A 14,446-nucleotide genomic window follows, 5' to 3' on the forward strand; every position below is an offset into this window, starting at 1 on the left:
GAAGCGGGCGAGCTGCCGAAGCGGGCGAGCTGCCGAAGTGCTCGTTGTTGCAGGCGACACGCCGCCCGGGGGTGCAACTACGAGCACCTCGGCGGAGATGGCGGGAGGCGCAGGGCGCGGGAGGCGCAGGGCGCGGGAGGCGCAGGGCGCGGGAGACACGGGAGACACGGGACGCGGGAGGCACGGGGCGCGGGAGACACGGGCGCGGGAGGCGCGCAGGCGGAACGCCTCAGGCGGGGACGAGGCGTCCGGACTCGAGGCGGAGCACCCGGTCGACGAGGTCGGCGGCCACGTCGGTGTGCGAGATCAGCAGCACGGTACGGCCGTCCGTCGCGGCCGTCTCGAGGATGTCGCGCACGATCGCGTCGGCGGCGGCTGCGTCCACGTTCGCGGTCGGCTCGTCGACGACGAGCACGGGGAAGTCCGCCAGCAGTGCGCGCGCGAGCGCGATCCGCTGCGCCTGCCCGCCGGACACCAGCGCGCCGCGCTCGCCGACCGGCGCCGACAGGCCGCCGCGCTCGACGGCCCACTCCCGGAGTCCCACGCGGCCGAGCACATCGAGCAGCTCGTCGTCCGACGCGGTTTCCCTCGCGAAGAGCAGGTTCTGCCGGAGGTCCGAGTCGAAGAGGTACGGACGCTGCTCCACCAGTCCGACCCGCTCCCGCACCGCATCCTGCTTCAACTCGCGCACCGACTCGTCCCCGAGAAGGTAGTCGCCGGTGTGCTCCAGCAGCCGGGTGAGGACGTGGGCGAGCGCCGTCTTTCCCGCACCGGTCGGCCCGGTCAGCACGACGCGCTCACCGGGACGCAACCGCAGCGTGATGTCGTGCAGCACCGGGAACGGCTCTCCCGGCCAGCGAGCCGAGACACCGTCGAGGCGTACGTCGGGAACTCCCCGGAGGGCGGGAGTGGATGCGGCACCCGGCGCATCCACGGGGATCCCCTCCGGCAGGGTCGCCGGAACGGCCGAGGCGATCCGCTCGGCGCTCGATCGCACGCGTGTCCACGCGACGAAAGCCAGCGGAACCGTCCCGAACACCTCGAAGACAGCCAGTGGGAGCAGCGCGATCACGGTCAGCGTCGGCGCATCCACCTCGCTGGATCCGAATGCCGGGATCCCAGCGGCCAGCCCGAGGAAGACGGCCGCTCCCGCGAGCAGCGAGACCGCGCCCGCGGTGAGCCCGACTCCGGTGGCGCGGGCCCGAAGGGCTGCCGTGAGCCGGTCGCTCGCCTGTCGCACGCGCTCCTGCGCCGCTGCCAGGGCACCGAAAGCGGTCAGGACGTCCAGCTCGCTCACCACGGAGTGCACCGCGTCGTACAGCGCGGACCGCAGTGGTGCGATGCGCCGTTCGGCGGCGCCCGCGGCCCAGGCGTTCACCCGGGCTCCGGCGAGGACCGCCACCGTCAGCGTCAGCAGGAGGATCACTCCGGCGGCCGGCAGCAGCACGAACGCGACGACGACGCTCCCCAGAGCGACGACGCCCGCGCTGACCAGCGGCTGGATGACCCGCAACGGGAGGTCCTGCAACCCGTCGACGTCGTCGGCGAGCCGCGCCAGCAGGTCGCCGGACCGGACGCCGCGCAGACCATCCGGCGCGAGCGGCTCGAGGCGGGCGTAGAGGCGCGAGCGGACCGTCCCGAGCTGGCGGAACGCCGCGTCATGTCCGGCCAGCCGCTCCACGTAGCGGAAGAACGCACGACCCAGGGCGAAAGCGCGGACGCCGACCACGGCCGCCGAGAGGTACATCATGGCGGGCTGCTCGGACGCGCGCGTGATCAGCCACGCCGACACGCCGAGCAGCGCGACAGCGCTTCCGCCGCTCAACGCGCCGAGGGCGATGGCCGCCCACAGTCCCTTCGCCTGCGGGATCGCCAGACGCAGGATGCGGCGGACCTCTGCCCGATCGTCGGCCGGCTGCACGGTCCCCGCCGGTCCGACGCCACGCATCGCCTCAACCGACACGGGCGACCTCCCGTCGGTCCGCCAGGATCGCATCCGACGTCTCTGCGGCTGCGGCCGGGAGCGTGAGGACGACGTCCGCCCACTCCGCCACGGCCGTCCGGTGGCTGACCACCAGCACCGCCACCCCTTCGGCCGCGACGCTGCGGAGCGATTCCAGCAGCCTCCGCTCGGTCGCCGCATCCAGCGCCGAGGTGGGCTCGTCCAGGATGAGCACCGAGCAGTGGCGGGACCGCAGCCGGTACAGCGCCCGTGCGACTGCCACGCGTTGCGCCTGCCCGCCCGACAGCCCCGATCCCCCAGGCCCAACCGACCCCTTCGAGTCGAGCTCGCCCGCAGCCGCATCGCGCAGAGCCGCCGCGATCAGCGCCGGGTCCGGTACGGCATCGCCGAGCGCGACGTTCTCGGTGATCGTTCCCGCCACGAGGCCCGGCCGCTGCCCCGCCCAGGCTGTCGCCTCCCGTCTCCCGACCGCGTCCGCGCGACCGCCGACGTGGATGCGACCCGCCACTGGAACGAACCCGAGCACGCCGGCGACCAGGCTCGACTTCCCCGTCCCGCTGGGCGCCTGCAGCACGGCGACCTCACCGGGCCGCACCCGGGCGCTGAACCCGTCGACCACGACGCGTTCGTCGTGGGCGATGCTCACGTCCTCGAACTCCAGCCCGCGATCGGGCTCAGCGCCGGCCGTGTCCCGAACCGGCAGCCGATCGACGCCTCCCGAGGAATCGGCCGCGGCCGGAGACCCGAGCGACGCGTCGGCGCCCTCCGCAGCCTCGATCACCGAGAACGCATTCGACGCGGCCTCGACCCCTTCCGCCGCCGCGTGATAGCTCGCACCCACATTGCGCAGCGGCAGGAACGCCTCCGGCGCGAGCAGCAGCACGAACAGCCCGACGGAGAGGTCCAGCGACCCTCCGAGCAGCCGCAGGCCGATCGTGACCGCGATCACGGCGACCGACAGGCTCGCCACGAGCTCCAGCACGAACCCGGAGAGGAACGACATCCTCAGCACGCGCATGGTGTGCACGCGGTACTGCTCGCTCACCTGCTGGATGCGCGCCTGCTGCCGGTGCTGGCGCCCGAAGAGCTTCAGGGTCGAGAGCCCGGCCACCACATCCAGGAATCCGCTCGACAGCGCCGTGAGCGCCCGCCACTGCCGCTTCTGCGCAGCCTGGGTGGCCCAGCCGACGAGCACCATGAAGACCGGGATGAGCGGCAGCGTGACCACGAGGATGATGCCGCTGGTGAGGTCCCTCCAGCCGATCGTCAGCACGAGGAGCGGGGTCGCGACGGCCGTGCCGATGAGCTGCGGAAGGTACTTCGCGAAGTACGGGTCGAGCGCCTCCATGCCGTGCCCGGCGATCAGCGTGACCTCCGCCGCGTTGCGCCGGGCGACCCACCGCGGTCCCAAGCGTGCGACCGCCGCGACGAGCCGCTCCCGGAGCTGCCCGACCGCGCGCGCACCGCCCCGGGCGGACACCGCGTCCGTCGCCCAGAGCAGGACGGCCCGGACGGCCACGACGACGCCGAGCTGGGCGAACATCCCGGCCAGCGAGGCGAGGGGCGTTCCCGCGATCGCCCGGACGATCAGCTCGGTGATCAGGCCGGCGAACGCGATCGCCGCGAACGTCTGCAGCACCGCCAGGATCGCCCCGGCGGCGAGCGTGCCCCGGGTCGCCGAGGCGTAGCGGAGGAGGCGGGGATCGAGCGGTCGCATCTCAGGCCCTCAGCGCGCGCTCTGCGTCGTCGGCGCCGTCCGCGTCCGGTGCTTCCGCATCCCCCGCATCCCCCGCATCCCCCGCATCCTCCGCATCCTCCGCATCCCCCTGCGGGCTCTGCGGCCCGTGCGGTCCCTGCGGGACGTGGTCGCGCGTGACGCGCTTGCGGAAGATCCAGTACGTCCACGCCTGGTACACGAGGATGAGCGGGATGAAGACGACGCCGACCCACGTCAGGATTCCGAGCGTCATCGCGGAGCTCGACGCGTTCGCGATCGTCAGACTGTTCTGCGGGTCCGGCGACGAGGGCATGACGTCCGGGAACAGCGCAGCGAACAGCGACGCGACGGCCAGTGCGATGGTCGCCGCCATGAAGCCGAAGGACCAGCCCTCGGCTCCCCGGAGGTTGGCGATCCAGGATGCGACCAGCGCGACGGCGGCGGATACCGCGAGCACCAGGAACACCACCGAGAAGTGCGCGATCCCCGTCCACGCGAGGAAGGCAGCGGCCACCGCGATCGTCACGGCTCCCGAACGCGCGGCCAGGCGCCGTGCCCGCAGCCGGAGGTCGCCGTCCGTCTTCAGCGAGACGAAGACCACGCCGTGCGTGAAGAACAGCAGCAGCGTCGTCAGCCCGCCGAGCAGGGAGTACGCGTTGAGCAGGTCGAAGAGCGTCCCTGTGTAGTCATGATGCGCATCCAGAGCGACGCCCTGAACGATGTTGGCGAACGTGACGCCCCAGAGGAATGCGGGCACTGCCGAGCCGATCACGATCATCCGGTCGAAACGCTTCTTCCAGCGCGCGTCGTCGCGCTGGTGACGGTACTCGAACGACACGCCGCGGGCGATCAGCGCGAGCAGGATCGCCAGCAGCACCAGATAGAACCCGCTGAACAGCGTCGCGTACCAGTCCGGGAAGGCCGCGAACAGCACCGCCCCGGCCACGATGACCCACGTCTCGTTCAGGTCCCAGACGGGCCCGATGGTGGTGATCAGCACGCGGCGGTCGACGTCGTCCCGCCCGAGGAACGGCAGCGACATGCCGACGCCGAAGTCGAAGCCGTCGAGCACGAAGTAGCCGACGAAGAAGAACGCGACGATGCCGAACCAGAGAACTGCGAGATCCATTGCCCTGCTCCCCCTAGTAGACCGTCGTGACGGGGATGGGCTCGCCCGCCTCATCGAGGTGCGCACTCGCGGGTTCGGGACCCTTCTGCGCGGCGCGCTTGATGAGCCGGAACTCGACGACCGCGAGAGTCCCGTAGATCGCGGTGAAGGCGAGCAGCGAGATCAGCACGTCGAGGCCGGTCGTGCCGGGCGAGACGGCATCGGCCGTCTTCATCAGGCTGAACACGATCCACGGCTGGCGGCCCATCTCGGTGAAGATCCAGCCGACGATCATCGCCAGAAGCGACAGCGGCATCGCCCAGATCGCGAGCTTCCACTGCCAGGCGCGGGTCGGCATCCGGCCCTTCCGCGTCAGCCACAGGCCGGCCAGCGCGATCAGCACGTGCAGCATCCCGAGCCCGATCATCCAGCGGAAGGCCCAGTAGGTCACCCAGATGACCGGCGTGTAGTCGCCGGGGCCGTACAGATGCGTGTACTGCGCCTGCAGGTCGTTGATGCCCTCGACCGTGCCGTTCAGTGTGTGCGTCGACAGGAACGACAGCAGGTACGGGATGCGGATGGAGAACAGCTCGCTGACACCGTCCGGCGTGCCCAGGGTGAAGATCGAGAACGACGCGTCGGCGCCGGTCGACGTCTTGTAGAGGGCCTCCGCCGCCGCCATCTTCATCGGCTGGGTCTCGACCATTGCGAGCCCCAGCTGGTCTCCGCTGAGGACGGTGCCGATTCCGGCGCCGACCATCAGCCAGAGACCGAACCTGAGCGCCGGTCGCATCGTGTCGAGGTGCCGGTTGCGTGACAGGTGCCAGGCTGCCACGGAGATGATGAGCCCCGCCGAGACCATGAAGCAGCCGAAGATCGTGTGCGGGAACGCGGCCAGCGCGACCTTGTTCGTGAGCACCGCCCAGAGGTCGGTCAGCTCGGCCCGCCCTCTCGCGGGGTCCAGGTGGAACCCGACCGGGTTCTGCATGAACGCATTCCCGGCGAGGATGAAGTACGCCGAGAGGATGCTGCCCACGGACACCACCCAGATCGTGGCCAGATGCACGCCTTTCGGGAGGCGGTCCCAGCCGAAGATCCAGAGCCCGATGAAGGTCGCCTCGAGGAAGAACGCGAGCAGTCCCTCCAGAGCCAGGGGCGCTCCGAAGATGTCGCCGACGAACCGCGAGTAGTTGGACCAGTTCATGCCGAACTGGAACTCCTGCACGATGCCGGTGACCACTCCCATCGCGAAGTTGATCAGGAAGATCTTTCCGAAGAAGTGCGTCAGCTGCAGGTAGTGCGGCTTCGCCGTCCGGTACCAGGCCGTCTGGAAGATGGCGGTGCAGGTGACCAGCCCGATGGTCAGCGGGACGAAGAGGAAGTGGTAGATCGTGGTGAGTCCGAACTGCCAGCGCGCCAGCAGGAGGGGGTCCAGCAGCTCGTGCACGAACATTCCTTTCCGTCTTGCCGTACGAGTTTCCGTCTCTTCTACACAGTGTAGAACTAAACTTCTACGAAGTGTAGAACATTTGGAGCCGAATCGCGCTACCCTGGATCCGTGGCCAATCTCGGAGAACTCGAACGGGCGGTGATGGACGCCCTGTGGGACGGCGACGCCCCCATCACGGCGGGCGAGTTGCGCGACAGACTGACCGCTGCCCGCGCGGGGAAGGCGCCCGCGCTCACCACGATCCTCACCGTCCTCTCCCGGCTGGAGGCGAAGGGATTCGTCGCACGGGACCGCGACGCGCGCCCGCACCTGTACTCCGCAGCCCTCACGCGCGCCGGCCATGTCGCCGACCTCATGCGGGAGGTGCTCGAGTCGTCCTCCGACCGCACGGAGGCGCTCGCCTACTTCGTCGGGTCCGTGGACGAGTCCGAGGCCGAGGTGCTGCGCCGCCTGCTCGACGCGCGCAGCGTGTGAGCAGCGATCCCGGCGCGGGGCTCGCCGGAGCGATCTTCCTCGGCGCCCTCGCGGTCGCCCTCGCGTGGCCCGTCCCCCTGTTGCTCGCCCGGGCCAAGTGGCCCTCGGCCGCGCCCGTGCTCGCCGTTGCCCTCTGGCAGTCCATCGCTCTCGCCGGAGGGATCTCGATGATCGGCTCGCTGCTGCTCGCCGGGCTCCAGCCGTTCGGGGACGACCTGTGGAACCGGATCGGCCGAGCCGTCTCGTCCCTCTTCCAGGGACCGCTGCCGGCCGACGCGAGCCTGCTGAACGCGTTCCTGCTGAGCGCCGCCATCCTGCTCACTGCCCACCTGCTGCTCAACCTGGCGCTCACCTCGGTGCGCAGTCGCAATCAGCGTCATCGGCACATGGAGCTGCTGCGGCTGCTGTCCTCCCCGCTGCCCGACGCGCCCAGCACGCGGGTGATCGACCATCCTGCCCCGGCCGCCTACTGCCTCCCCGGCGCGCGCAGCGTCACCGTGCTGTCCGAAGGGATGATCGCGCTGCTCTCGCCCGCCCAGCTGGATGCGGTGGTCGCCCACGAGCGCGCGCACCTGCGGCAGAAGCATCACCTGCTGCTGGACGCGTTCCGGTCGTGGAAGCGCTCGCTCCCCTGGTTCCCCATCGCCACCCGGGCGCAGGATGCTGTGGCCCTGTTGCTCGAGATGCTCGCCGACGACACGGCGAGGCGCGCATCCGGGGATGCCGTGCTCGCTGAGGCGATCCGGCTGGTCGATGAGACGGGACCTGCCGGGGCCGCCCTCGGGGCGTCCAAGGACCGGCGGACGCCGGAGCAGCGCCGCGCCGCCCTGCTCGCCCGCGAGGAACGGCTCACCGACCGCCACCGCACGGTTGGCCCGGCGCTTCGCACGATGGTCGGGCTCGCGACCGCGCTGCTCGTCATCGTTCCGCCGGTGGTCGTGCTCGTCAGCTGACCCGGCCCGGACAGCGAAGCGGCGGCCCGGGATGCCGAGCCGCCGCTTCCTGGAACCGGGTAGTCGCCTACCCGGCCATCGTCACTTGATCGGGTGGTCCTGCAGCCACTTCTTGGCGACCGCATCCGGCTGCGTCTTGCTCGCGCCCTGGTTCTCACCGTTCATCTCGATGAGGTCGGTCGTGGTGAGCTCCTTCGAGACCTTGTTCAGGATGTCCTTGACCTTCGCCGAGGCCTTCGACGTGTTGATCAGCGGCGCGATGTTCTGTGCTGCGATCAGGTTCTTCGGGTCCTTCAGCGTGACGAAGTCGTTGTCCTTGATCGCCGGGGTCGTCGTGTAGATGTCCGCCAGCTGCACGTCCCCGTTCTTCAGCGCTGCGACCGTCAGCGGGCCGCCCGAGTCGCTGATCGGCTTCAGCGTCGCGGTCACGCCGTAGGCCGACTTGAGGCCCGGGATGCCGTAGGGCCGGGTCTGGAACTCCGGATTGGCGCCCACCGTCAGCGGCTCGGTGACCTTCTTGAGGTCATCGAGGCTGGTGACCTTCCACTTCTCGGAGAACGCCTTGGTCACGTTGTACGAGTCGGCGTCCTGCGCCTGGGACTGATCGAGCACCTCGTAACCCTTCGGCAGCGCCGTGCCGAGACCGGCGTAGACGTCGTCGCTGGAGGTCGCGGTGCTGTTCTTGTCGTAGAACTGGAGCAGGTTGCCGGTGTACTCGGGGATCAGGTCGATGGACCCGTCCTGGAGCGCCTTCAGGTAGACGTCGCGCTGGCCGATGCTCGGCTTGTAGTCGACCTTCACGCCGTTCGCCGCGAGGGCCTGGCCGTAGATCTGCATGAGGATCTCGGACTCGCCGAACGCGGCCGAGCCGACGATGACCGAGTCGCTGGAGGACGATGCCGAGCTGGTGCTGAAAGCGCCGCCCCCGGACGAGCAGGCGCTGAGGGCGAGCAGCGCCCCGGCGGCCAGGACGCCGGCCGCGAGGCGGCTCTTCTTCGATGCGAACATGATCTCTCTTCTCTTCGATCTCTCGATGTGCATGGGTTGAGGTGGAACTGCTGTGGAAAATGGGACAGGTCAGGTGGTGGGAGCGCCCTCGGGCGCGGAGGCGCGCCCGGAACGCCGGGACTCCCCCTCGGTCGTGACGCGCACCCGGCCGGCCGTGACGCCGCGCGGCACGACGAGCTTCTGGGCCAGGGCGAACAGCCCGTCGGACACCAGGGCGAGCACGATGACGATGATCGAGCCGCCGAGGATCTCCGGGTAGTTCTGGACGGCGATCCCGTCGAATAGGAACCGCCCGAGACCGCCGACGGGAAGGATCGCCGCGACCGTCCAGGTGGCGATCACCTGGAGCGCTCCCGACCGGATCCCGCCGATCACCAGCGGCAGCGCCAGGGGCAGCTCCACCTTGGTGAAGACCTGCCAGCCGGTCATGCCGATCGCGCGAGCGGCGTCGATCGGTGCACGGTCGACCGATTCCAGCCCGGAGTAGGCGCCGGCGAGGATCGGCGGAATCGCCAGGATGGTCAGCGCGATCAGCGGAGGGCCGATGGACAGGTTCGTCGTGATGAGAGCGAGATAGACGACGAGTCCGAGGGTCGGGAGCGCACGAAGGGCCCCGGACAGCCCCACGGCGAGACCCCGGAGCCGGCCGCTGTGCCCGATGGCGAAACCGATCGGCAGAGCGATCGCGCAGGCGAGCAGCAGCGTCAGCAGCGAGTACACGACGTGTTCGCCGATCCGCGCGGGGATACCGCTGGCTCCCGGCCAATTCACCGGGTCGAAGATCCAGCCGAAGGCGGCGAGGACGTCGGTCATGCGCCGGTCACCGCCCTCATCGCGGCACGGCGACTGAGCCGGCGGGCACGGCGATCGGCACTCGTCCACGGCATCAGCAGGCGTCCGAGCCCCACGAGGATCAGGTCGAACACGAGGGCCAGCAGCATGATCATCACGATGCCGACCGCGACCTCTTCCGGATAGTACCCATTGAGTCCGCGCGTGAACAGCTGCCCGAGATTCGGCACGCCGAGCAGCGCTCCGACGCTCACGAGGCTCACGGTGCTGACCGAGACCACGCGCAACCCGGCGAGCAGGACCGGACCCGCCAGCGGGAGCTCGACCGTCCAGAACCGACGCCAGGCCGAGAAGCCGACGGCGGTCGCTGACTGCAGCACGTCACCCGGTACGGACGCCAGCGCATCCGCCGTCGTCCGGACCATGAGCGCCAGCGCGTAGATGCTCAGCGCCACGACGACGTTGAGAGGCGACAGGATCTGGGTGCCGATCAGTGCGGGCATCGCGAAGAACAGCGGGAGCGACGGGATCGCGTACAGGATGCCGCCGATCGTGAGGAGCGCCGCGCGCGTCAGCCGGTAGCGGTTGGCGACCCACCCGATGGGCAGCGAGACGACGAAACCGATGACGATCGGGAGCGCGCTGAGCCACACGTGCGAGAGCGTGAGATTCCAGACCAGGCCGAAGTTCGACCACAGAAAGCTCACGGCGCGTCCTCACCCTGCGCCGGAGCACCCGCGACCGAGACGGTCGCGGCCTTTGCCTCGGAGGATCCGGCGCCACGCGGCGAGCCGGAGAGGACGCCCGCGGGGCGGCCGTCGCTGTCGACGAGCACCGATCCGGTCGGCGTCTCCTCGACGTGCAACGCCCGCCGGCCCCGATCGGCGCCGATGAACGATGCGACGAAGTCGTCGGCCGGGTCGGCCAGGATTTCGGACGGCGTGCCCTTCTGGGCGACGATGCCGCCCTTTCGGAAGATCACCACCTGGTCGCCGAGCTTGAACGCCTCGTCGATGTCGTGGGTGACGAAGACGACCGTCTTCCCCAGGTCGCGCTGCAGCCGGAGCAGCTCCTGCTGGAGGTCTTCGCGCACGATCGGGTCGACGGCACCGAACGGCTCGTCCATCAGGAGGATGTTGGGGTCGACGGCGAGACCGCGCGCCACGCCGACGCGCTGCTGCTGACCGCCGGAGAGCTGGCTCGGGTAGCGGTCGGCCAGCGACCGCTCCAAGCCCACCGTGTCCATCAGGTCGAGTGCGCGCCCCCGCGCATCCTTCTTCGACACGCCTTTCAGCAGAGGCACGGTCGCGATGTTGTCCACGACCTTGCGGTGCGGCAGGAGCCCCGAGTTCTGCATGACGTAGCCGATCGAGCGCCGCAGGGCGACGGGCTTGAGGGAGAGCACGTCCTCGCCGTCGATCTCGATCCGGCCGGAGGTCGGGTCGACCATGCGGTTGATCATCCGCAGGATGGTCGTCTTGCCGCTGCCCGAGGAGCCCACCAGCACGGTGATCCGCCGCGACGGCACGACCAGCGAGAAGTCGTCGACAGCCAGCGTCCCGTCGGGGAAGCGCTTGGTCACGTCCCGGAACTCGATCACGTCAGCGCCCATTCGTTTGAGGCGGCGGCGCTCTGGGAACGGCGCGCACGATCAAGGCTCGTGCGGCCTGTCGTCGTGGGGATCATCGATCCCAGCCAAACAGCGTCGGCCGCTTTCCGCAATGAAATCCGACGTTTTATCTGGCGCAGGGTCGGTCGCATTCCGGCCCCCTTTCCGATCCGTGGCGGGTCCGTGCTGACAACAACCTGCCACACGCCACCGACATTCCCCCCGGAACCGGATTCGCCGGGACCCGGCGCCGAGGTCAGACCTTCGGCCCGAACCGCCGCTCCAGATACTCCCGGGCGACGGTCCGCGCTTCTGCGATATACCGCTCATCGCCGTGCGGATCCTCCACGAACGCGCGGTTGATCAGGGAATCCATGATCTCGACCACGACCTGGAGGCGGAAGGCGAGGTCCTGCCCCGCCGGAAGCCCGTACTCGTCGGAGAGGATCTGCGCGAACTGGGTCGCGAATCCCGAGGTCGCCACCACCTCGTCCTCGGGAACCCCCGAGCGCTCGGCGTCGGAGAACCGGATGATGCGGAAGCCCGGCTCTGTGCGGAACATGTCGACGAAGGCGTCGATGGCGCACTCCACCGCGTTCCACCAGTGCTCCGGCGACTGGGCGTCGATGGCCTCGACCACCGAGTGGCGGTAGCGGAGCAGGGCGCGGTCGCGCAGCGCTTGGAGGAGCACGATGCGATCCGGGAAATAGCGGTACACGGTTCCGATGGATGCTCCGGCGCGCTCGGCCACCATCGCAGTGGTGAGCCGATCGAAGCCGATCTCGTCGACCACTTCGGCGGCGGCGTCGAGCAGGGCATCGATCCGGGCGGCGCTGCGCTCCTGGATCGGTTCCGTGCGCACGAGCGGCGCTCCGACGGTGTTCTGACCGGTGACCAGATCATTGATGGGCACGAGGGATGCTCCTTCTTTCTCGAACAAGGCGATGTTGCGGGTCCCCAGCCCGGCGATGGGATCACCATCGCACTAACGGAGATCATATTCGTGGAAACCTCACTTCCGCTGGGCATTGCTTTCGACGCGCCGCAGAAACGGGCCCCCAGATCTGGGGGATGCATTCGTGCGCACGTTCACTCCATGAGAAAATGAGGTCAATGCTCTCTCCCGAATCGCGCCCCGAGCCCGTCTCCGGCGACCCCGTCGCCCGGCGCGCTGCAGGGGTCGAGCCGATCATGCACCGGGCGGCACGCCTGGAGGACGCCTTCCACGAGTTCCGCGCCCGGCGGGCACGGAAGCGCGGATTCCTCGCCACGGTCGTCCCGTACACCGGCTACGGTTCGCCGAGCTGGGTGCGGATCCTCGGCCGCGTCGTGCTCGCGAAGGACCCGCGCCCGGGCAGCCGGGCGGAGCGACTCCACCGCAAACGCGAGGAGTCCGTCCGCGGCTGGCGGTCGTTCGTCAGCGTGCCGCTCGCGCAGACGACCGTGACCGTGGAGGTCGAAGGCGACCGGCACGAGGTGGTGACCGACCGGGGCGGTGTGATCGACACCGTCATCCCGGTGCAGCTCACTCCGGGCTGGCACACGATCAGGCTGTCCACCTCGGACTCGTCCCGGGTCTTCGAGGCGCCCGTGTACATCGTCGACCCCAAGGCGACGTTCGGCATCATCTCCGATGTGGACGACACCGTCATGGTCACCGCGCTTCCCCGGCCGCTCCTCGCCGCGTGGAACACGTTCGTCCTCGACGAGCACGCCCGCGTGCCGACGCCCGGCATGTCGGTACTGCTCGAGCGGCTGGCGTCCGCCCATCCCGGCGCCCCCGTCATCTACCTGTCGACCGGCGCCTGGAACGTCGCACCGACGCTGTCGCGCTTCCTCTCGCGGAACCTCTTCCCCGCCGGCCCGCTGCTGCTCACCGACTGGGGGCCGACGCACGACCGCTGGTTCCGCAGCGGGACCGAGCACAAGCGCACCAGCCTGGCCCGGCTCGCGGAGGAGTTCCCCGGCCTCCGGTGGCTGCTCATCGGCGACGACGGGCAGCACGACGAAGACCTGTACGGCGAGTTCACGATGGAGCACCCGGAGAATGTGGCGGCCGTCGCCATCCGTCAGCTCTCCAGCGGCGAGGCGGTGCTGGCCGGTGGCCGGTCGAAGGCCGACAAGCACCGCGAGCTCTCCGGGAGGCCGTGGGTGTACGCCCCGGACGGCGCGGGCCTCAGCGAGCAGCTCACCGAGCTCGAACTGTTCTAGCCGCCGCCTCTGGTGACCGCCGGATGTCGGAGGTTGCTGGCAGGCTGGTGCCATGCCCGCCAGCCGATCCGACCTGCTCCGCCTGCGGCGCCTCGCCCACGCGATCGACGGCCCTCGGGAGCCGGACGCGGCGTCCGCTGTGCGCCGGATGCTGGCGGTCCAGGGCCAGGACTTCGCCGCGGGATGCTGGGCTCTCGCCCTGCGGACGACCGGGGCGACGCACGCCGATGTCCTGGCCGACCTCGACGCGGGCCGGGTGATCCGCTCCTGGCCGATGCGCGGCACCCTGCACTTCGTCCCGCCGGAGGATCTGAGGTGGATGCTGTCGGTCACCATGGAGCGCCTCGTGGCCGGGCTCGGGCGACGCCAGGAGCAGCTCGGCCTCGCGGCCGCGGACTTCGCCCATGCCGCGGAGGTCGTCACGGCCGCGCTCGCGGGCGGCAGCAGCATCGGCCGCGCGGAGCTGATGCGGCTGTGGGAGGAGGCCGGCATCGTCACCGCCGGACAGCGCGGCTACCACCTGATCTACTACCTCGCGCAGACCGGCCTGCTGTGCTGGGGCCCGGTGGTCCGGGTCGGCAACGGCAACGCGACGCAGGCACTCGTGCTGCTCGACGAATGGGCGCCTCCTCCGCCTCCGCTGGAGCCCGACGAAGCGATCGCCCGGTTCCTCCTGCGGTATCTGCAGGGGCACGGGCCGGCGACCCTGCGAGATTTCGTCTGGTGGATCAAGGGCACGGTCTCCGCGGCGAAGACGGCACGCGCGGTGCTCTCAGACGCGCTGACCACGATGGAGGTGGACGGCGTGGAGTACATCCTGACCGCCGAACTCGCGGATCGCGCTGCGGGGATGCCCGCCTCCCGAAGCGAGAAGGATGCCGTGCACCTGCTGCCGGCGTTCGACGAGTACCTGCTCGGGTACCAGGTCCGCTCCCCCATCCTCGACGACGAGCACGCCGAGCTGATCGTCCCCGGCGGCAACGGCGTCTTCCAGCCGGTCATCGTCGCCGGTGGGCGGGTCGTCGGAACCTGGCGCCGAGACGGCTCCCGGGTGGTGCCGCAGCCGTTCGAGCCGCTGAGCGCGGCGCGGACCGCGCGCCTGGAACGATCGGCACGCGAATACGCCCGCTACGCCGGGGGGAAATCCTCACGGACGTAGCC

Annotated in this window: 13 protein-coding genes; 4 read left to right on the forward strand and 9 right to left on the reverse strand. The window is 70.0% G+C overall.

What is annotated here, in order from left to right:
* Positions 1–229 precede the first annotated feature (229 nt).
* Genes cydC through BM287_RS06745 form a run of 4 tightly spaced genes read right to left on the reverse strand, consistent with a single transcriptional unit; the run spans position 230 to position 6,235 of the window.
* Positions 230–1,948, reverse strand: a complete 1,719-nt coding sequence (gene cydC / locus BM287_RS06730) for a thiol reductant ABC exporter subunit CydC (RefSeq protein ID WP_090037209.1) — start codon at positions 1,946–1,948, stop codon at positions 230–232.
* Between the two features lie 4 nt (positions 1,949–1,952).
* Positions 1,953–3,680, reverse strand: coding sequence for a thiol reductant ABC exporter subunit CydD (gene cydD, locus BM287_RS06735; protein WP_090037212.1), 1,728 nt, complete (start codon positions 3,678–3,680; stop codon positions 1,953–1,955).
* A gap of 1 nt (position 3,681) precedes the next feature.
* Entirely contained in the window at positions 3,682–4,809 is a 1,128-nt protein-coding gene (gene cydB, locus BM287_RS06740; protein ID WP_139230626.1) for a cytochrome d ubiquinol oxidase subunit II, read from the reverse strand.
* Positions 4,810–4,822: 13 nt separating this feature from the next.
* On the reverse strand, positions 4,823–6,235 hold the full coding sequence (locus BM287_RS06745; RefSeq protein WP_090037322.1) for a cytochrome ubiquinol oxidase subunit I: 1,413 nt from the start codon (positions 6,233–6,235) through the stop codon (positions 4,823–4,825).
* A 111-nt stretch (positions 6,236–6,346) separates the two neighbouring features.
* Between BM287_RS06745 and BM287_RS06750 the strand changes: the two genes are divergently transcribed.
* Both BM287_RS06750 and BM287_RS06755 read left to right on the forward strand, forming a co-directional pair.
* A complete protein-coding gene (locus BM287_RS06750) occupies positions 6,347–6,712 on the forward strand; it encodes a BlaI/MecI/CopY family transcriptional regulator (RefSeq protein WP_090037213.1) in 366 nt (121 codons plus the stop codon).
* A complete protein-coding gene (locus tag BM287_RS06755; RefSeq protein ID WP_090037215.1) occupies positions 6,709–7,665 on the forward strand; it encodes a M56 family metallopeptidase in 957 nt (318 codons plus the stop codon). The genes BM287_RS06750 and BM287_RS06755 overlap by 4 nt, the downstream gene beginning before the upstream one ends.
* A gap of 81 nt (positions 7,666–7,746) precedes the next feature.
* On the opposite strand, the gene BM287_RS06760 is transcribed toward BM287_RS06755, so the two are convergent.
* From BM287_RS06760 to BM287_RS06780, 5 genes are all read right to left on the reverse strand, one after another.
* Positions 7,747–8,673, reverse strand: coding sequence for an ABC transporter substrate-binding protein (locus BM287_RS06760; RefSeq protein ID WP_090037217.1), 927 nt, complete (start codon positions 8,671–8,673; stop codon positions 7,747–7,749).
* 69 nt (positions 8,674–8,742) lie between these two features.
* Complete coding sequence (locus BM287_RS06765) at positions 8,743–9,486, reverse strand: ABC transporter permease (protein ID WP_090037219.1); 744 nt, start codon at positions 9,484–9,486, stop codon at positions 8,743–8,745.
* Complete coding sequence (locus BM287_RS06770) at positions 9,483–10,172, reverse strand: ABC transporter permease (RefSeq protein ID WP_090037221.1); 690 nt, start codon at positions 10,170–10,172, stop codon at positions 9,483–9,485. Before BM287_RS06770 ends, BM287_RS06765 begins: the two co-directional genes overlap by 4 nt.
* Complete coding sequence (locus tag BM287_RS06775; protein WP_090037223.1) at positions 10,169–11,065, reverse strand: ABC transporter ATP-binding protein; 897 nt, start codon at positions 11,063–11,065, stop codon at positions 10,169–10,171. Before BM287_RS06775 ends, BM287_RS06770 begins: the two co-directional genes overlap by 4 nt.
* Before the next feature lie 265 nt (positions 11,066–11,330).
* Positions 11,331–11,987, reverse strand: coding sequence for a TetR/AcrR family transcriptional regulator (locus BM287_RS06780; RefSeq protein WP_090037225.1), 657 nt, complete (start codon positions 11,985–11,987; stop codon positions 11,331–11,333).
* Between the two features lie 200 nt (positions 11,988–12,187).
* Here BM287_RS06780 and BM287_RS06785 point away from each other — a divergent pair, with 200 nt between their 5' ends.
* Both BM287_RS06785 and BM287_RS06790 read left to right on the forward strand, forming a co-directional pair.
* Positions 12,188–13,285 carry an App1 family protein gene (locus BM287_RS06785; RefSeq protein ID WP_090037227.1) on the forward strand — a complete coding sequence of 366 codons (1,098 nt, stop codon included), beginning with the start codon at positions 12,188–12,190 and terminating at the stop codon, positions 13,283–13,285.
* 52 nt (positions 13,286–13,337) lie between these two features.
* On the forward strand, positions 13,338–14,444 hold the full coding sequence (locus BM287_RS06790) for a winged helix DNA-binding domain-containing protein (RefSeq protein ID WP_090037230.1): 1,107 nt from the start codon (positions 13,338–13,340) through the stop codon (positions 14,442–14,444).
* Positions 14,445–14,446 lie beyond the last annotated feature (2 nt).

Source organism: Leifsonia sp. CL147 (assembly GCF_900114565.1).
Taxonomy (GTDB): domain Bacteria; phylum Actinomycetota; class Actinomycetes; order Actinomycetales; family Microbacteriaceae; genus Leifsonia.

What these genes read in the sequence shown, in the direction of transcription:
- cydB (WP_139230626.1), bottom strand. Translation starts at nt 4,809, where the DNA reads ATGGATCTCGCAGTTCTCTGGTTCGGCATCGTCGCGTTCTTCTTCGTC.
- BM287_RS06790 (WP_090037230.1), top strand. Translation starts at nt 13,338, where the DNA reads ATGCCCGCCAGCCGATCCGACCTGCTCCGCCTGCGGCGCCTCGCCCAC.
- BM287_RS06765 (WP_090037219.1), bottom strand. Translation starts at nt 9,486, where the DNA reads ATGACCGACGTCCTCGCCGCCTTCGGCTGGATCTTCGACCCGGTGAAT.
- BM287_RS06760 (WP_090037217.1), bottom strand. Translation starts at nt 8,673, where the DNA reads ATGTTCGCATCGAAGAAGAGCCGCCTCGCGGCCGGCGTCCTGGCCGCC.
- cydD (WP_090037212.1), bottom strand. Translation starts at nt 3,680, where the DNA reads ATGCGACCGCTCGATCCCCGCCTCCTCCGCTACGCCTCGGCGACCCGG.
- cydC (WP_090037209.1), bottom strand. Translation starts at nt 1,948, where the DNA reads ATGCGTGGCGTCGGACCGGCGGGGACCGTGCAGCCGGCCGACGATCGG.
- BM287_RS06785 (WP_090037227.1), top strand. Translation starts at nt 12,188, where the DNA reads ATGCTCTCTCCCGAATCGCGCCCCGAGCCCGTCTCCGGCGACCCCGTC.